This window comes from Dermatobacter hominis (assembly GCF_020715685.1).
GTDB lineage: Bacteria > Actinomycetota > Acidimicrobiia > Acidimicrobiales > Microtrichaceae > Dermatobacter > Dermatobacter hominis.
This window is the reverse complement of sequence record NZ_CP085840.1, coordinates 1,223,034-1,245,603: the sequence shown is the minus strand read 5'-3', so window position 1 is coordinate 1,245,603 and position 22,570 is coordinate 1,223,034. Positions and strand designations below refer to the sequence as shown.

Below are 22,570 nucleotides of genomic sequence, written 5' to 3'. Positions count from 1 at the left end.
TCGATGGTTGACAAGTTGCATATCTCGCGTCGAGGATGACGTCGCCGACCGGGGTGATGCCAGGGCGGCCTCTGAGGGAGCTGGGGACGGGCGAAGGGACGAGCCATGGATGGCCGTGCGCGTGGGGGTGTCGTTGTGGGACGAGGGGGCAGCCGCAGGGCTCGTCGCCGCCTCGTGGGGGTGGTCGCCGTGCTGGCGGTCGTCGGTGGGCTGCTCGCCGCGTGCAGTGCGCCGGCGCCGCAGCCGCCGACCGCGGACTGGGCCTTCGAGGCCGCTCGCATCCACGTGCACGACTCGACCGACGGCGTGTGGGGCGTCGGTGAGGCCGATGAGCCGTACGTCGTGAACGTGGCCTTCCGGGTCACGATCGGGGTGGCCGGTTCGGCCAAGGCGTGGCCCGTGCGGGGTGCGACCTACCACGACCTCGCGCCGGGAGAGGGAGCGAACCTCACCGGCAACCAGAAGGGCACGGCGAGCTTCCCGGGCCTGAAGATGATCGACGTCGAGGACGTGCTCCGGGGCCAGCCCCTCGAGGTCGTCGGCGTCTGGTCCTGGGTGATGGAGGAGGACATCCTCTCGCTCGGTGGGATGGAGGCCAAGGCCGCCACGATCCTGCAGGACCTGCTGAACCGGTTCCTGGCCGGCGGGTCGCTGCCCGAGTCGACCAGCGAGTGGGTGCGCTACATCGTCGACAAGATCGGCGTGTTCGGGGCGCTGCAGGGGCTGGCGGTGCAGATCGGCTTCTTCGGCGGCGGTGACGACCCGATCAAGAGCCGGGTCTTCGTCGGCCTCCCGGTGCGAGGGGCTCTCGGTGACGTCGTCGACGCCGCAGCGGCGCAGGTGACGTTCCCGGGCATCGACCTGCCGGGCGCCATCCCTCCGTCGATCAACGGCGGATCGATCGGCCGACTCGGCAACCCGTCGCTGGCCTACATGTCGAACCGGATGAAGCGGGGCAACGGCGACTACACGGTGAGCTGGCGCTGGACCTCGCCGTCGGGCTGGGGATCGACCCCCACGCCGACGACGACGCCGACCGAGCCGACCGTGACGGAACCGGAGTGCATCCCCGACCGGCTCGACCCCACCGCGCCGCCGATCTGCCCGATCTGAGGGGCGAGACGGCTCGGTCCGAGGGCCTGACTCCCGAGGACCGTCGGTCCTCGGGACTCAGGACTGCGGTCCTGCAGACCGGCACTGCCATCTGACGGCGTGCGCCGTCGTCGTGGGCGACCGCGCACGAAGAGACCCGAGGCCACTGGCCGCACGGAGAAGCCCGAGGCCGGTGGCCTCATGGAGAAAGCCCGAGGCCGGTGGCCTCATTGAGAAAGAGGGACAACGTGAAGATCCGACAGCTGTCCGTGGTCGTGGCCGTCATCGCCGCGGCGTCTGCGTTGGTGGGCTGCACCCAGCAGCCGCCTCCGCGCCCGACCGACCCGGAGCCGACGTACACGACGATCGTGTTCGACAGCCTCCCCGGGCTGTGCTTCGGCAACGCCGCCGTGGTCGACGGCGTGGAAGCACAGGTGTGCCAGTCGTCGTACGGGCTCGACGCCTTCGTCGTGGCTCGGGCGGCGGTGCCGGGTCAGGACGGTTGCCAGTACGCGGCGCCGACGATCGTGGGGACCGCCACGCAGAACGGGACGACGGTCGCCCTCTCGGCGATCGACGAGGACCCGGCCGACCCGTTCGTCGAGCGCTACGACACCGGCTTCGACGTCGGCGACGGCGCCATCACCGTCGAGATCCGCGAGACGTCCCACGGGCCGATCTCGTCCTGCGACGTCCCCTGATGTCCCACCCGGGGTCGGCACCGCGCGCGGTGCCGACCCCACCACACGAGGAGCACGACATGAACCGATCCATCCGCATCCGAGGCGCGCTGGTCGCCGCCACGGTCGTCCTCGTCGGGGGCGCCGTGGCCTGCACGCAGACGCCACCGCCTCCGACGACGACGACGTCGTCGACCACCACGACCCAACCCGATCCCACGACGACGACCACCTCCACCACGACCACGACGACGGTCGGCGGCGGTGGGGGCTGGGAGCCCTGCGGCGGTCCGCGGGGTCCCGAGTGCATGGAGTGACGGGATGAGCCGTTCGGTGGGAGGGGTGGCCGGGCCGACACGGGGTCGACATCGGCTCGTGGCGGCTCTCTGCCTCGGCCTCGCGTGCGCCGTCCCGGCGTGCGCGCCCCCTCCCACCGATCGCACACCGGTGCGAGCGCTCCTGCCGCCCTCGCTCTGAGGCGCGCACGCCGGGCCGTTCGGGACGAGGCGGGCCTCCTGCCGGCGCGCTCCACGCGACATGCTGGCCCCATGACCGACGCGGCGGCGCCCTCGTTCCTCCCGACCACCTACTCGGCCGGGGGACTGGTCGCCTCGGTCGACCAGCTGGCCTCGTCCGCCGGTGCGCAGCTCCTGGCCGCCGGTGGGAGCGCCGTCGACGCCGCCATCGCGGCCAACGCCGTGCTGGCGGTGACGGCGCCGCACATGTGCGGGCTGGGCGGCGACCTGTTTGCCCTGGTCCACCACTCGGCCGGCCCGCCCGAGGTGGTGGACGCGGCGGGACGCGCCGGATCGGGCGCCGACCCCGAGCGGTTGCGGCGGGAAGGTCACACGCGGATGCCGCTCCGAGGCGACGTCGCCGCCGCACCGGTGCCCGGTTGCGTCGACGGCTGGGCGCTCCTGCACGAGCGCCACGGCCGCCTCCCGCTCGCCGACGTGCTGGCACCGGCGATCCGCCTGGCCGGCGAGGGCTTCCCCGTGTCGCCGCTGCTGTCGTTCATGCTGCACACGCTCGGTCCGCTCGAGGGCTGCGACGAGCTGGCGTGGCCGAGGCCCGACACGGGCGAGGTGCTCGTCCGGCCGGACCTGGCGGACACGCTGATGGCCATCGCAGACGGAGGCCGCGAGGCCTTCTACCAGGGCGCCTTCGGCGAGGCGCTGCTCGCTGCGGGAGGAGGGGAGTACCAGCCCTCTGACCTCGCGGCGGCGCAGGCCCGGTGGGTCGAGCCCTTGCGCACCTCGGTCTGGGGTCACGACGTGTGGGCGCCGCCGCCGACCTCATCGGGCTACCTCGTGCTCGCCGGCGCCCGGATCGCCGAGCTCTGCGGCCTCGGACCCGACACCGATCTGCGCCCGGACGAGCCGGCGTGGGCGCACCTGCTCGTCGAGTCGGCACGCCTCGCCGGCCACGACCGGCTGGCCGTCCTGCACGACCGTGCCGACGGGTCGGCCGTCCTGGACGACGACGAGCTGGCGCGTCGGGCGGCGCGGTTCTCGCCGGACTCGATGGCGCGCCTCGGAGCATCCGCCCGCGAGGGCGACACGATGTATCTCTGCGCGGTCGACCGCGACGGCACGGGCGTCAGCCTCATCCAGTCGAACGCGATGGACTTCGGCGCGCACGTGGCCGTACCGGGCACCGGCGTGCTGCTCCACAACCGTGGCCTCGGCTTCTCGCTCGAACCGGGCCACCCTGCCGAGTACGGCCCGGGACGCCGGCCGCCGCACACGCTGTCGCCGGCGGTGGTCACGCGACCCGACGGCTCGCTCCGCGCCGTGCTCGGCACGATGGGCGGCGACTCCCAGCCGCAGGTGGTGCTGCAGATGCTGGCCCGCCTGCTCGTGAACGGGCAGGACGCCGGCGAGGTCGTCACCGCACCGAGGTTCGTCCTCGCCAAGGCGCAGCCGCGCAGCGGGTTCGACACCTGGGTCGACCCCGACGACCAGGTGGTCCGCGTCGAGTCGCACGCGCCGGCGGCATGGGCCGCCGGCCTCGAGGCGGTGGGACACGAGGTCGAGCTGGCGGGCTTCGACCCGGCGGGCTTCGGCCACGCGCAGCTCATCGAGGTTCGGGCGGACGGCGTCAGGGCCGGCGCGGCGGATCCCAGGTCGATGGTCGGCGCGGCGGTCGCGTCGACCTAGCCCGTGCCGGCTGGTTCGGCGGTCAGGATCCCACCGCCGAACGCCGTCCCGTCACACCAGGACGCGTGGAGGACGGCGCCTCGGTCGAGGCGCCGTCCCCGTTCGCATCGTCACCGACGAGATGCGCAGTCGGCCTCTACTTCCGGCCGAAGAGGTGGGCGTTGCAGCCGTCCTCGCCGAAGGGGGTCTCGATCGGACCGGCCGCGCCGCCGCCGCCGAGGAAGTCCTTCGTGTGACCCCAGTTCTGCACGGTGCCGGGATCGAGCGGCTCGTCCTCCAGACCGGAGAACCCGCACGGCGAGTTGCCGTTGGCCACCATGCCGGTGACACCGTCGCCGGCTGGGCCGCCTCGGCCGCCTCCGGTGACCTCGCCGGCCATCGCCGTCGACGCGATGCCGAACGTTCCGACCGCCGCGAGGGCGACCGCGACGAAGAGCTTCTTGGACCTCATGATGTTCCCCCCAGATGGGTCTTGGATGGTTCCGATGACTTCGGAGCTACATCACGACTTCGGAGCTACATCACGCGGTCGCGCTCGGCGGCCAGTGGCCACCATAGGACGGAGCGCCATCGGGACCTAGGGAAAACTTGTGCCAACTTCACGGAGGCCGTCTCGCGGTGATCGACCCCGACCGCGGCGTCAGATCCGGCGAGGAGGTCCAACGGTCGGCGGGCCGGGTAGGGGCCGCCGCATGAGCACATCCCGCAACACGCTCGCCCGATCCGTCCACGACCTGGGGCTCGCCGCCTGGTTCGGCGGCTCCCTCATGGGGGCCATCGGCGTCAACCGCTCGGCCGCCAAGGTCGCCCGGAGCAAGGACACGACGCACGTCGCCGGCGCAGGGTGGTCGGCGTGGACGCCGGTGAACCTCGTGGCCATCGGGGCCTACCTCGGCGGGGGCACGGTCCTGACGATCAGCAACAAGGGCCGCGTCACCGCGCAGAAGGGCGTGGGGACCACGTCGATCGTCAAGACCGGGCTGACCGCGGTGGCGCTGGCCGCCACCGGCTACTCGCGGCTCATCGGCCAGAAGGTCATCGACGCCGAGCGCACGCCGGCCGAGGACGGGACGACGCCCGACGAGGACACGCCGCCCGAGATCGCCGCGGCGCAGCGGCAGCTGGCGATCCTCCAGTGGGTCATCCCGGCGACGACGGGCGGTCTCGTCGTGCTGTCGTCGCTGATGGGGGAGCAGCAGCGACCGTCGCAGGTCGCGGGCGGGGTGGTCCACCGCCTGACGGATCGGGTGACGTCGGCATCGCCGTTCGGCACGAACGGATCGTCGGACCCGCTCCACCGGATCGCCGAGCACCTGCCGCAGTCGCTGCTGCCCACCAGCTGAGATCAGCTGGAGCTCGAACCCGGCACGTAGCTGAGGGCGACCGCGCCCGACCCGACCTCCTTGCGTCCGACCAGCCGCAGGTCGAGCTGCTCCCGGAGCCCGGCGAAGAGGGTGGGCCCGTGGCCGGCGACGATGGGGTGCACGAGGAACTCGTACTCGTCGATCAACCCGAGGTCCGCCAACGCCAACGGGAGCGTGACGCCGCCGACGTAGATGCCGGCGCCGGGTCGGTCCTTGAGCTCCCGGACCGCCGTCTCGAGGTCGCCCCGGAGGAGCTCGGCGTTCCAGTCGACGCGGTCGAGGGTGGACGAGACGACGTACTTCTGCGCCTCGTCGATCGTCTCGGCGAAGGGGATCATCCACCCCTCCATCCAGTCGGGCCACTCGCCGGTCGGCGATCGCCGCCAGGCCTCTTCCATCATCTGGTAGGTGACCCGGCCGAAGAGCAGGGCGTCGGCCCGTTCGAGGTTGGCGGCGTGGTAGCGGTGCAGCTCCTCGGTGGCGAGGACGGTCTCGTGGTCGACGCAGCCGTCGAGCGTGACGTTGATCGAGTACCGGAGGGGTCGCATCGGAGTTCTCCTCGTGCGGTCGGGAGTGTCGGCGCGGACGATCATCAGACCGGCGCCGACGTCGGTTCTCATCGGTCCCCGTCGGCATCGTCCCTGGACGAGCGGGTGGCGACCGAGCTGGCCGAGGGTGCTGGTCGAGGTTGCGACCCGCGAAGGCCGACGCCGGTCGGCATCGGAGTGCAATGCTCTGACCGTGCTGCTCGGTGGCATCAACCACGTGGCGATCCTGACCGGTGACACGGACCGGCTCCTCGAGTTCTACGAGTCGGTCTTCGACGCCACCCACGACGTGGCCCAGGAGGAGGACGGCTTCAAGCTGACCATCATCTGGATCGGGCCCACGGCGGAGCTGAACGTGTTCCAGTTCGACGGCAACGACGAGCACCTCCGACAGACGCCGATGTTCGGCCGGGGGCGACTCGACCACCTGGCGCTCGAGGCCGCGTCGATCGAGGCGTTCGAGGAGATCCGTCGGCGGATGATCGAACGGGGCGCGAGCGACGGCTTCGTGACCGACTTCGGCAAGGTGCTCAGCCTCTTCTTCCGGGACCCGGACGGGCTGGAGGCCGAGGTGTGCGTGCAGAACCCCGATGCCGTCCCGGGCGTCTTCAACCCGCCCGGGACGCCGGCGCAGCGCTACCACGCCGTCTGAACATCGGCGGCGGGGTCAGGACCCTGCGGGCTCCTCGTCGGCGGGCGGCTCGGCGAACGACACCGTGACCGTGCGCTCGTCGGCCCCGCGCAGCACCGAGACGTCGACGGTGTCGCCACCGGCGTCGAGCGCGTCCCACACGTCGTCGACGTCGCGGACCGCGGTGCCGTCGACGGCGATGACGAGGTCGCCCTCGCCGAGCCCGGCCTGCGCCGCTGCCGAGTCCGGCACGACGCTGCGGATGAGCAGGCCGTCCTGATCGGGGAGCCCGACCTGCCGGCGGAGTCGCCTCGTCTCGTCGGGCCCGACGATGGCGACGCCGAGGCGGCGACCGCCGAGGTGCTCGCCGGCGATGAGCTGGTCGACCCGACCGCGGAGGTCGGTGTCGGTGGGCTGCGCCAGGTAGAACCCCTCGCCGAGGCGGGCGGTGTTGATGCCGACCAGCCGCCCGTCGACGTCGAGCAGCGGACCGCCCGAGGAGCCGCGGGCCAGCGGAGCGGTGTGCTCCACCGCACCCTTCACGCGTCGTCCCCGCTGACCGCGGAACGATCGGTCCGACGACGACACGAGGCCGAAGCTGACCCGGTGGCCGCGTGTGCCCCGGGCGCCGGCGAACACCGTGTCGCCGACGTCGAGGGTGCGGTCCGACCACTCGATCGCAGGGGCACCGTCGGTGCTCACGTCGAGGACGACGAGGTCGCGGTCGGGATCGGCGCCGAGGACGCGGCCCTGGGCGGTCCGCCCGTCGGCGAAGGTCACCTGGGTGGTCCGGTCGCGCAGGTTGTGGACGTTGGTCAGGACCCGGTCGGTGTCGACCACGATGCCGGTGCCCCGGCCGCGGCGACCGATCCCGACGGTGGATGCGGCCGAGGCGGCGGCGGCCGTGCGGGCCGCGGAAGAAAGCTCGGCGAGGGGGTTGTCGATGGTCACAGCGCCTCCTGGTTGCTTGCAACTTGCAAATGACTATACGACGCTCATGCCCTGGTCGCTTGGCAGACTCGTGATCATGCGCCGTCGCCCGCATCCCGCCGCCACCGCACCGCTGCGCGCCGCGCTCGACCGCATCGGCGATCGATGGCTCCTGCTGATCGTGGAGGCGCTCGCCGACGGACCGCTTCGCTTCGGGGAGCTCGCCGAGCGGGTCGGTGCCGCATCCAACATCCTCACGGACCGCCTCCGCCGACTCGAGGGCGAGGGCCTGGTCGTCACGACGCCGTACTCCACCCGCCCCGTCCGCTTCAGCTACGAGCTGACCGCCGCCGGCCAGGAGCTGGCGGCGGCGCTCGTCGCCCTCACTGAGTGGGGGGCGGCCGGCGAGGGCGCTCCGAGCGAGCGGTTCCACGACGCCTGCGGCACCGGCATCGAGCTGCGGCCGTGGTGCCCGACCTGCGACCGGCCGGTCGACACGTCGGAGTCGACCAGCGCCTACGACCTCTGACCGTCGGCGAACCCTCGTCCCCACCGGCGAGTGGGTGTCGGTCTTCTCCACCGGGGTTCCTGCGAGCGACGGTCGGTTGCGTCCCGCAGAGCCGGGGCCACGATCAAGACCCAACCGGCCCACGCCCGAAAAGCGAAGAATCCCCTGCATCTGCAGGGGATTCCAGCGAGCACCCCCAACGGGATTCGAACCCGTGCCGCCACCTTGAGAGGGTGGTGTCCTAGGCCGCTAGACGATGGGGGCCTGCTCCCGGCCGGAGCCGGAGATCTTGTTCGTGCTGGTTCGGGGGGGAGGACTCGAACCCCCAATAACTGGACCAGAACCAGTTGTGTTGCCGATTACACCACCCCCGAAAGGTGGTGCGCCCCGAAGGGCGCCGGGACACTCTAGCCGAGCGCCCCAACGGCCGCGAATCCTTCCGGCGCCCGCGCGCCGCACGTCACAGCGATGTCGGGACCTTCGGCCGGTCCGCTCCGACCAGCGCAGGAGTACGTTGAGCGCAGCAGGACAAGGAGGTCGATCATGACCGACGCCACCGCCCCCGCCGCAGGTCTGGACCTGGACTGGTCCGGGCTCGAGGTCCTCTCCTACGACGAGTGCCGTCGCCTGATGTCGAACGAGGCCGTCGGTCGCGTCGGCTTCGTGCAGGACGGCTCCCCGGTCATCCTCCCGGTGAACTACGTCCTCGTCGGCGGCTCCGTCGTCTTCCGCTCCGGCCGCGGCTCCAAGCTCGAGTCCGCGCTGATGAGCCGGCCCGTCTGTGTCGAGGTCGACTCCTGGGACGTGATGGAGCACACCGGCTGGAGCGTCCTCGCCAAGGGGATCGCCGAGCACGTCATCGACAGCGACGACATCGATCGGCTCGAGGAGCTCCCGGTCCGGCCGTGGACCCGACCGGACGTCCGCCACGAGTGGATCCGCGTGATGATCGAGGAGCTCAGCGGACGCCGCATCCACCGGGAGTAGCCGGCGGCCGCAGCCGTCGGCAGGGGAGCGCGTCAGGCGCAGGTGTCGAGCACGAAGCCGCGCCCGCGGGCGGCCCGGATCACGAGCCCGAGGTCCTGGCAGCTGCGACGCAGCCGGTAGACGACGGCGTCGATCGCCCGCTCGCTCGGCGCACCGGCGGGCCAGAGGCGGCGGATCAGCTCGGTCCGGCTCACGACACGGCCGGGCTCGGCCAGCAGGACCTCGGCCACCGTCGCCTCGGACGCCGTCAGCACCGCCGTCCGCACACCACGGTGCAGGACCCGCTGGTCGTCGATCCAGGACGTCTCCTCGGACCGCTCCCGCACGACCCGCAGGACCTGCTCCGCCCGCACTCGGATGTCGTCCTCGGCGCAGGGCACCCGGATCCAATCCTCGTCGGGGGCGAGGTCGGTGGGGGGCAGCTCGCCCGCCGGCACCGTGAGCAGCCGCGGCACGCTGGCCCGGGCCAGCGCCACCCTCAGGTCGGCCTGCGCCGGCCAGTCGACCAGCTCGATCCCCGCGGGCATGACGAACTCCATGTCGGGGATGTGCTCCACCGTGCCCTGCCCGGACCGGACCGCCGTCGCCATGCCCTGAAGGATATGAAGAGAACATCAAGAGAACATGAGGACTCGTGTTGCAAGTGTGTGAACAGGAACTCACGCTCGATCGACGTCCGCCGGCCGCATTCGGCACGGGTGCGCACCGGTCCCGGACGCGGATCGACCCCGCCGGCGCACCGGCGGGGTCGATCACGTTGCCCGAGCTGGGCGCCCGACCCGGGGGTGGGTCGGGCGCACCGGCGCTCGTGATCAGACGTTGGCCCGCTCCATGAAGGCCTCGCCCGTGTTGTAACCGGTCTCGGCGTGCTCGGCGATGTCGAGCCCCGTCGCCTCGACGTCGTCGGAGACCCGGATCCCGATCGTGGCCTTGAGGGCCAGGAGGATCAGGGCGGTGACGACGCCCGAGTACACGATGGTCACGCCGTTGGCGATCGCCTGCTCGGCGAGGAGTGTGAGCCCACCGCCGTAGAACAGGCCGCTCATGTGCTCGGCGCCGAAGTACTCGGCGTCGGCGAAGAAGCCGATGGCGAGCGAGCCGACGAGACCGCCGACGAAGTGGACGCCGACCACGTCGAGGGCGTCGTCGTAGCCCGCCTTGAACTTCACCTGGACGGCGAAGCAGCAGATCAGGCCGGCGGCGAGGCCGATCCAGATCGACGACATCGACGACACGTAGCCGGCCGCCGGCGTGATGGCCACGAGGCCGGCGACGATGCCGGAGGCGGCGCCCAGGTTCGTGAAGTGGCCGTCCTTGACCCGCTCGACGATGGCCCACATGAGACCGGCGGCCGCTGCGGCGAGGAACGTGTTCATGAACGCCTGGACGGCGGTGCCGTCGGCGTTGACCGACGAGCCGGCGTTGAAGCCGAACCAGCCGAACCACAGGATGCCGGTGCCGATCATGACGAGCGGCATGGAGTGCGGCGGGTGCCCCTCGCCCGGCCAGCCCTTGCGCTTGCCGAGGATGAGGACGGCGACGAGCGCCGCGATGCCGGCGTTCACGTGGATCGCGGTGCCGCCGGCGAAGTCGAGCGACCCACGCACGCCCAGCCAGCCCCCGTAGACCCACTTGAAGACCGGTGCGAAGACCAGGAGCATCCAGACCGGGGCGAAGATCGCCCAGGCGGCGAACTTCATCCGGTCCGCCACGGCCCCGGAGATCAGCGCCGGCGTGATGACGGCGAACATCCCCAGGAACGCCACGAGCATCAGCTCGTCGACCCCCGCCTGGCTGGTCAGGTTCAGGTTGCCCAGGAACGCGGCATCGAACCCTCCGAACCAGCCGGCGTCGAAGTCGCCACCGGCGATCGAGTATCCGATCACCACCCACGCGATGGGGATGATGAGCAGGCACCAGAAGTTCATCATCAGCATGTTGAGCACGTTCCGGCTCCGGTCCATGCCGCCGTAGAAGAAGGCGAGTCCCGGGGTCATGAACAGGACGAGTGCTGCGGAGATGAGCAACCAGCCGTCCGCTGTGAGTTCCTCTGCCATTGGCCCTTTCCGTTCCTGGTCTGGGGATCGTGCGGACGGGCCGCACGCCGTCGCCGGGTGGCGACGTGCGCACTCTGATGTGGAGATGTTTCGCCCGTGTTTCACGCCGGATGCGAGGTCGTGAAGGGATCTGTGACCCGTCACAGCTGCGCGACGGCACTCCCATCTCGGGCGCCGGCGGGGCCCCGGCGGATCGTCGAGGAACCCGAGCCGAGCGGCGGGACAGGCGGAGCGACCTGGCGCGAGGCTGTTCACATGTGCCGCAACATCACGACGCTCAGGGGCCTCGAGCCCGCCGCCACGCCCGACGAGATCGAGGCCGCGGCCCGTCAGTACGTGCGGAAGGTGAGCGGCGTGCAGTCGCTGTCGGCCGCGACCGAGGAGGCGTTCGAGATCGCCGTCGCCAAGGTCACCGAGGCGACCGCCGAGCTGCTCTCGCAGCTCCCGCCGCGGAAGGTGCCGCCGAAGACCGAGCCGCCGCTGCGGCGCATCGCCCGCCGCACCGCCTGAACCGTCGGGCCGGCGTGCCGGCCGCGGTCAGTCCTTGAGGCCGGGGTGACGACCGGCGAGCACCGGCACCAGCAGCTGCTTGGGCACCAGGCCGACGAGGGCGGCGGCCACGCGGTTGGCCGGCCCCGGGATCGCGACCGGACGGCCCGCAGCCATGGCATCAACACCGGTGCGGGCCACGGCCTCGGCCGTCTCCCACATGAAGGCGGGCAGCGACGCCTCGGCGTCCTCCTGCGAGATGCCGGCCGCCTCGCCGAAGCCGGTGCGCACCGGGCCGGGGCACAGCGTCGTGGCGGTGACGCCCGTGCCGCGCAGCTCGCCGCCGATCGAGCGCGTGTAGGAGAGCACGAACGCCTTGCCGGCGCCGTAGCCCGCCTGGCCGGGCAGCGGCTGGAACGCCGCGGTCGACGCCACGTTCAGCACGGCGCCGGAGCCGCGCTCGACCATGCCGCCCAGGAACCGGCTGCACAGGTCGACGATGGCGACGACGTCGACCTCGACCATGTTGATCTCGGCGTCCGGGTCGCTGCGGGCCACGGGGCCCATCGTCGACAGGCCGGCGTTGTTCACGAGGATGCTGACGACACTGCCGTTGGCCGCCACGCGATCGGGCAGCTCTGCCCGCGACGCCCGGTCCGACAGGTCGGCGGGGAGCACGTCGGCTCGGACGCCGGTGGCGCTGAGCTCCGCGGCGAGGTCCTGCAGCTTCGCCTCGCTCCGGGCGACGAGCGTGACGTTCTGGCCGCGGCGGGCCAGCTCCCGGGCGATCTCGACCCCGATGCCGGAGGACGCTCCGGTGACGAGAGCCGTGCGGTCCGGTGCGGGCAGGGGCAGCGCCATGGGCCGACGCTACCGCCCGGGCGCTCGCCGGGGGAGGGCCGCCCGGTAGCGTGACCCGCCCATGGGCGACACGTCGGAACCGGGCCGGGCGAGCGCGCCCGAGGTCGTCGAGCTGGACGCCCTCCGGCCCGACGCCGCGGTCCTCGACGAGCTCGCCGGCCGCCTCGCCGAGGGCCTCCTGGTCGCCTTCCCGACCGAGACCGTGTACGGGCTGGGCGCGGCCGTCGACCGGCCGGCCGCACTGCGCCGGATCTTCGCGGTGAAGGGCCGCCCGCCCACCGATCCGCTCATCGTGCACGTCGCCCACGTCGACGCGCTCGACGGGATCGTCGATGCCGTGCCGGTTCGGGCACGCGACCTGGCCGCCGCCTTCTGGCCCGGACCGCTGACCATGGTCCTGCCCCGGGGCCCGCTGGTGGGCGACGAGGTGACGGCCGGCGGGCCCTCCGTCGGGGTCCGGGTCCCCGCCCACCCGGTCGCCCAGGGCCTGATCCGCGCCCTCGGCACCGGGATCGCCGCACCGTCGGCCAACCGGTTCGGCCGGATCAGCCCGACGACGGCCCAGGACGTCGTGGCCGAGCTCGGTCCGTGGCTCGCCGCCGGCGACGCCGTCGCGGACGGCGGCCCCACGCCGCTCGGGATCGAGTCCACCGTCGTCGACCTCACCGGCGGTCGCCCGACCGTCCTGCGCCACGGCGGGGTGCCGGTCGAGGACCTCGAGGAGGTGCTCGGCGACGTCGATGCACCGGAGCGCCGGGTCGTCGCCGACGACGAGGCCAGCGCCTCGCCGGGCGCGCTGCTCCGCCACTACGCCCCCGACACGCCGCTCGCCCTGGTCGAGGGCGATCGGGCCCTGGTCGACGAGCTCGTCGGCGCGCTGGGACAGCTCGGTCTCGCCGCCCGAGTCCTCGATCTGCCTGCCGACCCGTACGACGCCGCCGCCGACCTGTACCGGGCGCTCCGCGCCGCCGACGGCGGCGCCGAGGACCTGCTGCTGGCGGTGGCGATGGCACCCGCCGGGCTCGGTCGCGGGATCAACGACCGCCTCTTCCGGGCCGCCCACGGGCGGGTGGTGACAGATGCATCGCCGGAGACCGTGGACCGCCTGGTGTCCGCAGCGCGAGCATGGCGCCCGTAACGGGCTGACGACGGCGTTCGGGGTAGCGCCGGTCGTCGACATCGGGGGCACCCGGATGGGCGAGGCAGGAGCAGCAGGGGAGAGCGCCGTGTCCGGCGCGGGCCGCGCCCTCGTCCGCGCGCTGCTCGCCCTCGGCCTGACCGTCGCCGTCGCACTCGGCGCCGCCTGCTCGGCCACGACCACCGAGCTCGGCGGGTCGCCCGACGGCTACCCGGAGCAGTCGCCCGACGGCTACCCGTCGCCGCAGGTCATGGCCGAGGTGACGCTGCCCGACGGTTCGGTCTCCAGCGTCCCGCAGCCCGAGGTGCCGGTCGTCCCGGTGGTCACCGACCCGCCCGAGGACCGCACCCCGGCGCAGGCGCCCAGCGGCCCGACGACCTCCGTCCTGCCCGCCGACGAGCGGGCGGTGCAGCAGCTGTCGAACGCGGCCGCCATCCAGGCCTCGTCCCGGGCGCTCGGCCTGCTGCGCTTCGACTGGCGGGCGATCCTGCCCGGCTGGCAGATCCGCTTCCTGCCCGGCCGCTCCGGCATCCGGGGCGCCACCTTCCCCGACCGCCAGGTGATCGAGATCTACGTGCGGTCGAGCGACGGGCCCGACGAGCTGGCGCACGTGGTCGCCCACGAGCTCGGCCACGCCGTCGACGTCAGCCGCCTGGACGACGCCGATCGCCAGGTGTGGCGGGCCACGAGGGGCATCCCCGCCGGTGCGGCGTGGTTCCCGTCGGGGTCTGGGGCGCCCGACTACTCCACCCCGGCGGGCGACTGGGCGGAGAGCTTCGCCCACTGGCAGGTCGGCTCCGGGTGGTTCTCGAAGCTGGGCCCACCGCCCGACACGGCGCAGGTCGCCGTGCTCGTGCGGTTGGCGGGACTCGGCTGAGGCGGGTGCGCCGGTACACTGGATCGGTGTCCCGTCACTGGACGTCGGGACGTCTCTGTCGGACGACGCGGGGCTCGAGGTGACGGAACAGACCACTGCATCTCCCAGCGGGACGCGCGGTGCCGATCCGGACAGGCCATCGGTGATCAAAGGCCTCATCAAGGCGTGCCGCCCCAAGCAGTGGGCCAAGAACGTCCTCGTCTTCGTCGCGCCCGCCGCCGCCGGCGTCCTCACCGAGCCGTACTACCTGCGGCTCACGATCGCCGGCTTCGTCTCGTTCTGCCTGGTGTCGTCGGCGACCTACCTGCTCAACGACACGCTCGACGTCGAGTCCGACCGGCGGCACCCCACCAAGTGCCGGCGCCCGATCGCCTCGGGCGTGGTGCCCATCCCGCTCGCGCTCGTCACCGCGGCGGTGCTCGCCGTCGCCGGCTGCGTGCTGTCGATCTTCATCTCGTGGCAGCTGCTCGCCGTCGTCGCTGGCTACGCGGTGCTCACCACCTGCTACTCGGCGTTCCTCAAGCAGGTCGCCATCCTCGACCTCGTCATCCTGTCGGCCGGGTTCATCCTCCGACTGCTCGGCGGCGCCTACGCCGCCGGCGTCGAGGTGTCCGAGTGGTTCCTGCTGGTGTCGCTGTTCGGCTCGATGTTCATCGCCTCGGCCAAGCGCTACGCCGAGAAGCGCGAGCTGGGCGACCGGGCCGCCGAGCTGCGGCCGACGCTCGGCGAGTACAGCTACGAGTTCCTGGCCCTCGTCCGCACCGCGGCGGTCGCCGCGGTCACCATGTCGTACTGCCTGTGGGCGGTCGAGCGGGCCAAGCTCCACGGCGGCGAGGCCACGCCGTGGATCCAGCTATCGATCATCCCGTTCGTCATCGCCATCCTCCGCTACGCCCTCCTCGTCGACCAGGGCCACGGCTCGGCCCCCGAAGAGGTGTTCGCCGAGGACCGGATGATGCAGGTCATGGGCGTCGCGCTCGTGATCTTCCTGTTCCTGGGGTTGTACGTGTGACCGAGCTCGAACCGACCGAACGGCTCCTCCAGGGTTGGGCCCGAACCGCGCCGTCGCGTGCGTCCGTGTGGTCGCCCGTCGAGGACGACGACGTCCGCTCGATCGTCCGCGAGGCGGGCGTGAACGGCGTGGTGGCCCGAGGCCTCGGCCGCTCCTACGGCGACGCCGCGCAGAACGCCGGCGGCGGCGTGATCGACGGTCCCGCCCGCTCCGGCATCCTCGACCTCAACCTCCGGACCGGCATCGCCCGGATCCTGGCCGGCACCAGCCTCGACGACCTCATGCGCTGGCTCGTCCCCCTCGGCTGGTTCGTGCCCGTGACGCCCGGGACCCGCATGGTCACCGTCGGCGGCGCCATCGCGGCCGACATCCACGGCAAGAACCACCACCGCAAGGGCTCGTGGTGCGACCACGTGCTGAGCCTGCGGCTGGTCGACGGCCGCGGCGAGGTCCGCGACGTCAACCCGCAGGACGACCCCGAGGTGTTCTGGGCGACCGCCGGCGGCATGGGCCTGACCGGCATCGTGCTCGACGCCACGGTGCAGCTGCAGGCCGTCGGCTCCAGCAAGCTCCTCGTCGACTCGGACCGGGCCTCGGACCTCGACGACGTCATGTCGCTGATGATCGACGGCGACGACGCATACGACTACTCCGTCGCGTGGATCGACGTGATGGCCAAGGGCAAGCACCTCGGTCGCTCGGTCCTCGACCGTGGCCGCTTCGCCACCCGCGAGGAGGTCCTGGCCAGCGGCGACACCCGGCCCACGGACTACTCGACCCACGTGCTGCCGTCGCCGCCCGACATCCTCCCGTCGGGGCTCATCAACAAGCTGACCGCCCGCGCCTTCAACGAGCTGTGGTTCCGCAAGGCGCCGGTCCGCCGCCGCGACGCCCTGATGGGCATCGAGCAGTTCTTCCACCCGCTCGACATGGTCGCCGAGTGGAACCGGGTCTACGGGCGCCGGGGCTTCCTGCAGTGGCAGTACGTCGTCCCCGACGAGGCCGGCGACTTCGTCCGCAGCTCCCTCGAGCGCATCGCGGCAGCCGGGCTGCCGTCGTTCCTGGCGGTGCTGAAGCGGATGGGCACGTCGAACCCCGGGCACCTCAGCTTCCCGATGCCGGGCTGGACGCTGGCGTTCGACGCGCCGGTCGCCGCCGGCCTCCACGACCTGTTCGACGAGCTCGACCGCGAGGTCGTCGACTGGGGCGGTCGCCTGTACCTGGCCAAGGACAGCCGGCTCGACCCCGACCTGCTCCCGAAGATGTACCCGCGCCTCGACGAGTGGCGCGACATCCGGGAGAAGCTGGACCCGGACCACCGGTTCCGCAGCGACATGGGTCGCCGCCTCGGCCTCGTCTGAGGTCCGTCGGTCCACCGCCGGCGCGGAGCGCAGCGGGCCGCCGACGCGAGCAGCCGAATCTGCCGGCCCGGACGCGCCGGGGGCCGACGCCGCAGCGCCGGCCCCCGAAGGACGTCCCGAGCCGAGGCCGGTCAGCCGCCGACGTCGCTCTTGTACTGGTCGAGCGCATCCTGGAAGTCGGTGTTGGCCTTGTCGATGGCCTCCTTGGTCCCGACGCCGTTGAACGCCACGCTGTCGAGCGAGGAGCGCACGATCGCACGGAACTCGTTGAAGGGGCCGATGACCGGGCCGGGGAAGTCGGGGTTCAGGTTCTGCAGGCCCTGGTAGGCGGTGTTCAGCCACTTGCCCTTCGTCGTGGTCGTGAACTCCTTCTGCAACGTCGGATCGTCCTGCGCCGACTTCAGCACCGGCAGGTACGAGCCCTGCAGCGTCCAGGTGACCTGGTTCGGCGTCTCGAGGAAGTACTTCACGAACTGCCACGCCGCCGGGACGCCGACCGCGTCGTCGGTCTTGACCAGGTACCAGGCCGAGCCGCCGATCTGGCCCTGACCGGCCTCCTCGAGGCCGGGCTGCAGCGCCACGTCGATGTCGAGGCCCGAGCTGATGTCGGCGTCGATGCCGACGTCGCCGAGCTGGTCCTTGGTGACCGAGCCCTCGAGCAGGGCCGCCACCGTGGAGATGGCGGTCGACGTCTGGATCAGCATCGCCGAGCTCTTCGCGTTCAGCGCCAGGTACTCGTCGACGCCGGTGCTCGAGCTCGGGATCGCTGTGGCCAGGCCGTCGTCGATCATGCTCTTGAACCACTCGTAGATCTTCGTCGTGTCCTCCTGCGCCAGCTCCGACTGGTCGGCGAGGCCGTCACGGCCGTTGTTGTTGTTGACCAGCGGCTTGCCGGCGCCGGTCAGCCAGTTCTCCACGAACCACGAGTCGACCTTGATCACCAGCGGTGCCTTGACGCCGGGGATGTTCGCGGCCTTGATCTTCTCGGCCGTCGAGCGGAGCTCGTCGATCGTCTGCGGGAACGTGGTGGTGTCGACGCCGGCCTGGGCCAGGATCGCCTTGTTCACGTAGAGCACCGGCATCGACACGCTGAAGGCGCCGGGCCAGAGCACGTCGTCGACGGTGTAGGCCGAGGTGACCGCCGGCAGCACGTCGTCGTAGGTCGTGTCGGAGCCGGGATCGGCCTCCTGGCACGATGCGGCCGGGACGACGACGCCGGAGTCGATCATGAACTGGGTCGTCGTGTCCTCGGTGAGGACGAGGTCGGGGAGCGACCCCGGGTTGGCGAGGGCGTCCTGGAACTTCTTGAGCAGCTCCTCGTAGGTGCCCTGCCCCTGGAGCTCGACCTTCACCTTGTTCTGGCTGGCGTTGAAGCCGTCGGCGATCTGCTGGAGCGTCGAGGCCTGGAGGCCCTGGTACGCGTGCCAGACGGTGACCGTGGCCGGCGCGGTGGCGGACTCGACGTCCTTCACCGGGCAGTCGTCGGCGTTGACGACGCCCGAGGAGTCGCCGCCCCCGCCGCCGTCGCCGTCGTCGCCCGAACCGCCGTCGTCGCCGCCACAGGCGCCTGCGACCAGGGCGAACGCTGCGACGATGCCGACCAGCCACCAGGCTCGAGGTCGGCGGCGCCGTGCCGCCCGGCCCTCCGTGAGGTCATGGCCCATTGGTGCTCTCGCTTTCTGGTAGGTCGCACCAGCCGTGGCGCGACCGAGGGGTGGGTTGGTGATCAGCCCTTGACCGCGCCGGCGGTGAGGCCCCGCACGATCTGGCGCTGGAACAGGATCAGGAGCACGACCAGCGGCAGCGCGGCGATCACCGCGGCGGCGAAGCCGATGTTGAGCTGGTCGACGCGGTCGTTGGCGATGCTGCGCAACGCGATCTGCACGGTCTGCCAGTTGTCCTCGGTGGTGGAGAAGCGGGGCCAGACGTACTGGTTCCACGCCCCGAGGAACGAGATGACGACGAAGCTGCCGATGATCGGCCGGGTGAGCGGCACGGCGACGCGGAACAGGAACCGCAGGTGGCCGTAGCCGTCGAGCGTCGCGGCGTCGCGCAGGTCGCCGGGGATGCCGAGGAAGCCCTGGCGGATGAGGAAGATGCCGAAGGCGGTGGCGAGGAACGGGAGCGTCAGGCCCGGCACCGAGTTGAGCAGGTTGAGGTCGCGGATCGTCTGGAGGTTGGCGATCAGCGTGACCTCGATCGGCAGCAGCAGGGTGGCCACGACGAGGGCGAACATGAGGCGCTTCAGCGGGAACTCGAGGAACGCGAAGGCGTACGCGGCGAGGACCGACGTGAGCAGCTGCGCGATGACGATGACGAGCGTGACGACGAACGACAGGGTCATCGAGCGGCCCAGGTCGGCCTCGGTGAAGGCCTCGGTGAAGGCGCTCCACTCGATGGCGACCGGGTGCAGCGGCTGGCCCTGCGCCACGTACTCGAGCGGGTCGGAGATCGCCCGCAGGAGGAGCATGTACACGGGGAACAGGACGACGACCGACAGCAGGGTCAGCGCCACGTACCAGCCGGCCGCCGCCCACCGGGAGCGTCCGCCGGTCTCGCCGCCGGCGTCGCCGGTCGCGACGGGCTCGGCGCCCACCAGCTCGGGAGCGTCAGTCGCCATAGTGCACCCGTCGTGAGAGCAGCGAGTACTGCACGAGCGCGACCGCTCCCGTCAGGACGAACAAGCCGATCGACAGCCCCGCTCGCTCGTGCAGCGGTCTGATGCCCTTCGGGTCGGCGATCTTGAACAGCAGCGTCTCGGTGGCGCCGGCGGGGCCGCCGCCGGTCAGGACCTCGATCTGGGCGTACGCCTGCAGCGCCGTGATGACGAGCACGATCGCCAGGAACAGCAGCGCCGGGGAGATGAGCGGCACGGTGATGCGGAAGAACCGCCGCACCGGCCCGAACCCGTCGAGCGTGGCGGCCTCGTTCAGCTCGTCGGGGACGGCCTGCAGCGCGGCGAGCACGATGATGAACGTGAGGCCGAGGTTCTGCCAGACCGAGCTCAGCGCGACCGAGAACATGGCCGACTGCGGCTGGTCGAGGCTGAGCCAGCTGACGTCCTTGAAGTAGCCGACCTGCGGGTTCACCAGGGTGAAGAACACGACCGATGCCACCGCCACCGACGACGCCACGGTGGAGGAGAAGATCGCCTGGAAGACCTTGATGCCCTTGAGCTTGCGGTGGGCGGAGACCGCGAGCAGCACGCCGAGCACGAGCCCGAGCGGGACGCTGTAGAGCATGAACTGCGCCGAGTGCCCGAGCCCCGAGGTGAACTCGCTGCTGGTCAGCGTGTCCTGGAGCTGGCCGAAGCCGACGTAGGTCGGCGCCTTGTTGAGGAACCGGGGCTGGCGGTGCACCGAGTCGGAGAACAGCTTGTAGAGCGGGTAGTAGGCGAACACCGCGAAGGCGATGAGCGCGGGCGCCAGGAACAGGTAGCCGAGCAGCGCGTCCTTGACCCGCTTGCCCCGCGAGCGGGTGCGCGAGCCGAGCGGGACCGCGATGGGCTCACCGTCGTCGGCGAGCACCTCGGTCACGGGGATGTCGGTCAATTGAGGCGCTCCGTGCTGTCGGGGTCGAACAGGTGGACCCCCGAGGGCTCGGCGACGAGCGGGACCTGCTCGCCGACCGCGACCGACGGCGCCTCGGTCGGCTGGCGGATGACCACGAGCGACTCGCCGACCTTCACCACGACGTGGCGCTCGTGGCCGAGCAGCTCGACGTTCTCGACGACGCCCTCGAGCGTGGCCGGCCCGTCGCCGACGCGGAGGTGCTCGGAGCGGACGCCCACGACGACCGACTGGCCCTCGGTCGCCGAGCCGGCGTCGGCCGCCTGGATGGCGCCGTGGCCGGTGGTCACCACCGGCTGGCCGCCGACGAAGGTCACGGCGCCGGCCAGCGTGTTCATGGGCGGGCTGCCGACGAAGCCGGCGACGAACAGGTTGGCCGGGCGGTCGTAGACCGCCTGCGGCGGGCCGACCTGCTGGAGCCTGCCCCGGTTGATGATGGCGATCCGGTCCGCCATCGTCATCGCCTCGACCTGGTCGTGGGTGACGTAGACGATCGTGGTGCCGAGGCGGCGGTGCAGCTCGACCAGCTCGAGCCGGGTCTGCGTGCGCAGCTTGGCGTCGAGGTTGGAGAGCGGCTCGTCCATGAGGAAGACCTCAGGGCGGCGCACGATCGCCCGGGCGAGGGCGACGCGCTGGCGCTGACCGCCGGACAGCTCGCCCGGCTTGCGGCCGAGGTACTCGGTCAGGTCGAGGGCCCGCGCCGCCTCCTCGACCCGCGCTCGGCGCTCCTCGGCGTCGACCCGGGCCGCCTTGTTGGCGACCAGCGGCGACTCGATGTTCTTCTGCACCGTCATGTGCGGGTACAGCGCGTAGCTCTGGAAGACCATCGCGATGTCGCGCTCGCGGGGCGGCACGTGGTTGACGACCCGGTCGCCGATGGTCAGCAGGCCGGAGGTGATCTCCTCGAGCCCGGCGATCATCCGCAGCGCCGTGGACTTGCCGCAGCCCGACGGGCCGAGGAGGACCATGAACTCGCCGTCGGTGATCTCGAGCGACAGCGAGTCGACCGCGGTGACGTCCCCGTACGACTTCGTCACCTGGGCGAATGTGACACCGCTCATCGTGGATGCACCTGTTCGTCAGCCGGTCGTCCGGGTCGATTCGGCCGGCACCGGCGATCTGGTGCCGTGGGTCCCGTCCCGGCGGCACATTACGCCGTGAGGACACCTGTGACGGACCACTGCGGGCCCTCCTGCGCCGACCCCCGCGGGCGGGGGAGGGGGCCGTCATGCCGCGTCGGGGACCGGCGGTGGGTCGAGCCGGTCGAGCACCTGCTCCATGCGGTCGGCCGCATCGTGCGCCCCGGCCCGCCGGAGGAGGTCGAGCGCCCGGGCCGGCGAGGGGAACGAGTCGACCATCCAGCGGGCGAACATGGTCGCGTCCATCCAGGCCGCCTCGTCGGGATCGAGGTCGGGCGCGGCCATCCGCCCGATGGCCGCGGCCCGGCGGAGGTCGTCCCACGCCGCCTCGTCGGCCAGCCGCTGCATGGACGCCACCACCGCCTCGGGCGACGGCGGCAGGCCGCGCAGGGGCTCGTCGCCGCCCGGGTCCAGGTGGGCGACGGCCGCGTCGGCCCACGTGGGGACCGCGTCGCCGTCCCACCGCCGGAGCACCTCGTGCAGCCACATGCGGGCGACGAGCTCGGTGAGCGGCGGCGGGTCGCCGGGCGCCGGCAGCCCGAGCGTCCGGTGCAGCGCGTCGACGACGATGCCCCGGGCCGGCCGGCGGACCTTGGGCGGTGGCTGCACGTGGTCGTGGATCCGCGAGTGCACCTGGCCCTGGGCGGTGACGAGGACGTCGACCCGGGTGGGGTCGACGTCGTCGAGCGGCGGATCGGACGGGGCGCGGGGCGGCGCGTCGGACGGCTCGGACACGCCCTCGAACGACAGCCCGACGACCACGCTGCCGTCGGGCGCGTCGAGGCCGAACAGGCCGGCGCCGCCGCAGCGGGGGTCGGGTGCGAGCTCGCGCAGGCCGAACGCCACGTGGTCGGGGCCGTCGGGCCGGATCGCCACGAGCGTGCCGGGCGGGAGGCCGGCCAGGAGCGCCAGCACGGTGTCGACGCGCTCCGGGGTGAGGTCGGTGTCGACGCCGGGCAGGGCCGTGGCGCGGCGCCGGGCCTCGTGGGCGGCGCGGGCCGAGCGCGCCGCCGAGGCGCGGGATCGACGGGACGGACGGGATCGGGACGACATGGTTCCTCCACGGCGCCCCTCCGGGGCGGCCGAGCGGGCACCGGCGCTGCGGTGCGGGAGGAACCCGAGGCGGCGGGTCCGACCGTGCCGGCGGTACGAGGCCGCCGACGTGCGG

General features: G+C 72.2%; 24 protein-coding genes and 2 tRNA genes. 13 read left to right on the top strand and 13 right to left on the bottom strand.

Annotated elements, in window-relative coordinates:
* Nucleotides 1-180 precede the first annotated feature (180 nt).
* The 4 genes from LH044_RS05800 (at nucleotide 181) to LH044_RS05785 (ending at nucleotide 3,931) form a co-directional block, all read left to right on the top strand.
* Nucleotides 181-1,113, top strand: coding sequence for a hypothetical protein (locus LH044_RS05800; RefSeq protein ID WP_227758853.1), 933 nt, complete (start codon nucleotides 181-183; stop codon nucleotides 1,111-1,113).
* Nucleotides 1,114-1,340: 227 nt separating this feature from the next.
* Nucleotides 1,341-1,793 carry a hypothetical protein gene (locus LH044_RS05795; protein ID WP_227758852.1) on the top strand — a complete coding sequence of 151 codons (453 nt, stop codon included), beginning with the start codon at nucleotides 1,341-1,343 and terminating at the stop codon, nucleotides 1,791-1,793.
* Nucleotides 1,794-1,852: 59 nt separating this feature from the next.
* Nucleotides 1,853-2,089, top strand: coding sequence for a hypothetical protein (locus LH044_RS05790; protein ID WP_227758851.1), 237 nt, complete (start codon nucleotides 1,853-1,855; stop codon nucleotides 2,087-2,089).
* A 231-nt stretch (nucleotides 2,090-2,320) separates the two neighbouring features.
* Entirely contained in the window at nucleotides 2,321-3,931 is a 1,611-nt protein-coding gene (locus tag LH044_RS05785; protein WP_227758850.1) for a gamma-glutamyltransferase family protein, read from the top strand.
* A gap of 136 nt (nucleotides 3,932-4,067) precedes the next feature.
* On the opposite strand, the gene LH044_RS05780 is transcribed toward LH044_RS05785, so the two are convergent.
* The gene (locus tag LH044_RS05780; RefSeq protein WP_227758849.1) at nucleotides 4,068-4,382 is read right to left on the bottom strand and encodes a hypothetical protein; all 315 of its coding nucleotides are present in this window, start codon (nucleotides 4,380-4,382) and stop codon (nucleotides 4,068-4,070) included.
* Between the two features lie 241 nt (nucleotides 4,383-4,623).
* Here LH044_RS05780 and LH044_RS05775 point away from each other — a divergent pair, with 241 nt between their 5' ends.
* Nucleotides 4,624-5,274: a hypothetical protein gene (locus LH044_RS05775; protein ID WP_227758848.1), complete on the top strand. Its 651-nt coding sequence runs from the start codon at nucleotides 4,624-4,626 to the stop codon at nucleotides 5,272-5,274.
* Between the two features lie 2 nt (nucleotides 5,275-5,276).
* Here LH044_RS05775 and LH044_RS05770 read toward each other — a convergent pair whose 3' ends face one another.
* Nucleotides 5,277-5,843, bottom strand: a complete 567-nt coding sequence (locus LH044_RS05770) for a dihydrofolate reductase family protein (RefSeq protein ID WP_374210595.1) — start codon at nucleotides 5,841-5,843, stop codon at nucleotides 5,277-5,279.
* Between the two features lie 193 nt (nucleotides 5,844-6,036).
* On the opposite strand from LH044_RS05770, the gene LH044_RS05765 reads away from it, so the two are divergent.
* Nucleotides 6,037-6,495 (top strand): VOC family protein, encoded by a 459-nt coding sequence (locus LH044_RS05765; RefSeq protein ID WP_227758846.1) that lies wholly within the window; start codon nucleotides 6,037-6,039, stop codon nucleotides 6,493-6,495.
* A gap of 15 nt (nucleotides 6,496-6,510) precedes the next feature.
* On the opposite strand, the gene LH044_RS05760 is transcribed toward LH044_RS05765, so the two are convergent.
* Complete coding sequence (locus LH044_RS05760; protein ID WP_227758845.1) at nucleotides 6,511-7,425, bottom strand: S1C family serine protease; 915 nt, start codon at nucleotides 7,423-7,425, stop codon at nucleotides 6,511-6,513.
* Between the two features lie 76 nt (nucleotides 7,426-7,501).
* Between LH044_RS05760 and LH044_RS05755 the strand changes: the two genes are divergently transcribed.
* On the top strand, nucleotides 7,502-7,933 hold the full coding sequence (locus tag LH044_RS05755) for a winged helix-turn-helix transcriptional regulator (protein WP_227758844.1): 432 nt from the start codon (nucleotides 7,502-7,504) through the stop codon (nucleotides 7,931-7,933).
* A 170-nt stretch (nucleotides 7,934-8,103) separates the two neighbouring features.
* On the opposite strand, the gene LH044_RS05750 is transcribed toward LH044_RS05755, so the two are convergent.
* Both LH044_RS05750 and LH044_RS05745 read right to left on the bottom strand, forming a co-directional pair.
* Nucleotides 8,104-8,176, bottom strand: a tRNA-Glu gene (locus LH044_RS05750).
* A 35-nt stretch (nucleotides 8,177-8,211) separates the two neighbouring features.
* Nucleotides 8,212-8,286 (bottom strand) — tRNA-Gln (locus LH044_RS05745).
* A 169-nt stretch (nucleotides 8,287-8,455) separates the two neighbouring features.
* Here LH044_RS05745 and LH044_RS05740 point away from each other — a divergent pair.
* Complete coding sequence (locus tag LH044_RS05740; RefSeq protein WP_227758843.1) at nucleotides 8,456-8,899, top strand: pyridoxamine 5'-phosphate oxidase family protein; 444 nt, start codon at nucleotides 8,456-8,458, stop codon at nucleotides 8,897-8,899.
* 32 nt (nucleotides 8,900-8,931) lie between these two features.
* Here the strand turns inward: LH044_RS05740 and LH044_RS05735 are convergent, their stop codons facing one another.
* Complete coding sequence (locus LH044_RS05735; RefSeq protein WP_227758842.1) at nucleotides 8,932-9,489, bottom strand: helix-turn-helix domain-containing protein; 558 nt, start codon at nucleotides 9,487-9,489, stop codon at nucleotides 8,932-8,934.
* 222 nt (nucleotides 9,490-9,711) lie between these two features.
* Nucleotides 9,712-10,956 carry an ammonium transporter gene (locus tag LH044_RS05730; RefSeq protein WP_227758841.1) on the bottom strand — a complete coding sequence of 415 codons (1,245 nt, stop codon included), beginning with the start codon at nucleotides 10,954-10,956 and terminating at the stop codon, nucleotides 9,712-9,714.
* A 255-nt stretch (nucleotides 10,957-11,211) separates the two neighbouring features.
* Between LH044_RS05730 and LH044_RS05725 the strand changes: the two genes are divergently transcribed.
* Complete coding sequence (locus LH044_RS05725; protein ID WP_227758840.1) at nucleotides 11,212-11,466, top strand: DUF2277 domain-containing protein; 255 nt, start codon at nucleotides 11,212-11,214, stop codon at nucleotides 11,464-11,466.
* Between the two features lie 27 nt (nucleotides 11,467-11,493).
* On the opposite strand, the gene LH044_RS05720 is transcribed toward LH044_RS05725, so the two are convergent.
* The gene (locus LH044_RS05720) at nucleotides 11,494-12,306 is read right to left on the bottom strand and encodes an SDR family NAD(P)-dependent oxidoreductase (protein WP_227758839.1); all 813 of its coding nucleotides are present in this window, start codon (nucleotides 12,304-12,306) and stop codon (nucleotides 11,494-11,496) included.
* Between the two features lie 61 nt (nucleotides 12,307-12,367).
* On the opposite strand from LH044_RS05720, the gene LH044_RS05715 reads away from it, so the two are divergent.
* The 4 genes from LH044_RS05715 to dprE1 all read left to right on the top strand — a co-directional run bounded on the left by LH044_RS05715 (nucleotide 12,368) and on the right by dprE1 (nucleotide 16,694).
* On the top strand, nucleotides 12,368-13,444 hold the full coding sequence (locus LH044_RS05715; RefSeq protein ID WP_227758838.1) for an L-threonylcarbamoyladenylate synthase: 1,077 nt from the start codon (nucleotides 12,368-12,370) through the stop codon (nucleotides 13,442-13,444).
* 88 nt (nucleotides 13,445-13,532) lie between these two features.
* Nucleotides 13,533-14,321, top strand: a complete 789-nt coding sequence (locus LH044_RS05710) for a hypothetical protein (RefSeq protein WP_227758837.1) — start codon at nucleotides 13,533-13,535, stop codon at nucleotides 14,319-14,321.
* 142 nt (nucleotides 14,322-14,463) lie between these two features.
* Nucleotides 14,464-15,333, top strand: coding sequence for a decaprenyl-phosphate phosphoribosyltransferase (locus tag LH044_RS05705; protein ID WP_374210552.1), 870 nt, complete (start codon nucleotides 14,464-14,466; stop codon nucleotides 15,331-15,333).
* Nucleotides 15,330-16,694, top strand: a complete 1,365-nt coding sequence (gene dprE1, locus LH044_RS05700) for a decaprenylphosphoryl-beta-D-ribose oxidase (protein ID WP_508619038.1) — start codon at nucleotides 15,330-15,332, stop codon at nucleotides 16,692-16,694. The genes LH044_RS05705 and dprE1 overlap by 4 nt, the downstream gene beginning before the upstream one ends.
* 131 nt (nucleotides 16,695-16,825) lie before the next feature.
* On the opposite strand, the gene LH044_RS05695 is transcribed toward dprE1, so the two are convergent.
* From LH044_RS05695 to LH044_RS05675, 5 genes are all read right to left on the bottom strand, one after another.
* Nucleotides 16,826-18,358 carry an extracellular solute-binding protein gene (locus LH044_RS05695; RefSeq protein ID WP_227758834.1) on the bottom strand — a complete coding sequence of 511 codons (1,533 nt, stop codon included), beginning with the start codon at nucleotides 18,356-18,358 and terminating at the stop codon, nucleotides 16,826-16,828.
* 62 nt (nucleotides 18,359-18,420) lie between these two features.
* On the bottom strand, nucleotides 18,421-19,314 hold the full coding sequence (locus LH044_RS05690) for a carbohydrate ABC transporter permease (protein WP_227758833.1): 894 nt from the start codon (nucleotides 19,312-19,314) through the stop codon (nucleotides 18,421-18,423).
* Nucleotides 19,304-20,245 (bottom strand): carbohydrate ABC transporter permease, encoded by a 942-nt coding sequence (locus LH044_RS05685; RefSeq protein ID WP_227758832.1) that lies wholly within the window; start codon nucleotides 20,243-20,245, stop codon nucleotides 19,304-19,306. The genes LH044_RS05690 and LH044_RS05685 overlap by 11 nt, the downstream gene beginning before the upstream one ends.
* Nucleotides 20,242-21,324 (bottom strand): ABC transporter ATP-binding protein, encoded by a 1,083-nt coding sequence (locus tag LH044_RS05680; RefSeq protein ID WP_227758831.1) that lies wholly within the window; start codon nucleotides 21,322-21,324, stop codon nucleotides 20,242-20,244. Before LH044_RS05680 ends, LH044_RS05685 begins: the two co-directional genes overlap by 4 nt.
* Nucleotides 21,325-21,489: 165 nt before the next feature.
* A complete protein-coding gene (locus LH044_RS05675) occupies nucleotides 21,490-22,455 on the bottom strand; it encodes a hypothetical protein (protein WP_227758830.1) in 966 nt (321 codons plus the stop codon).
* Between the last annotated feature and the right edge of the window lie 115 nt (nucleotides 22,456-22,570).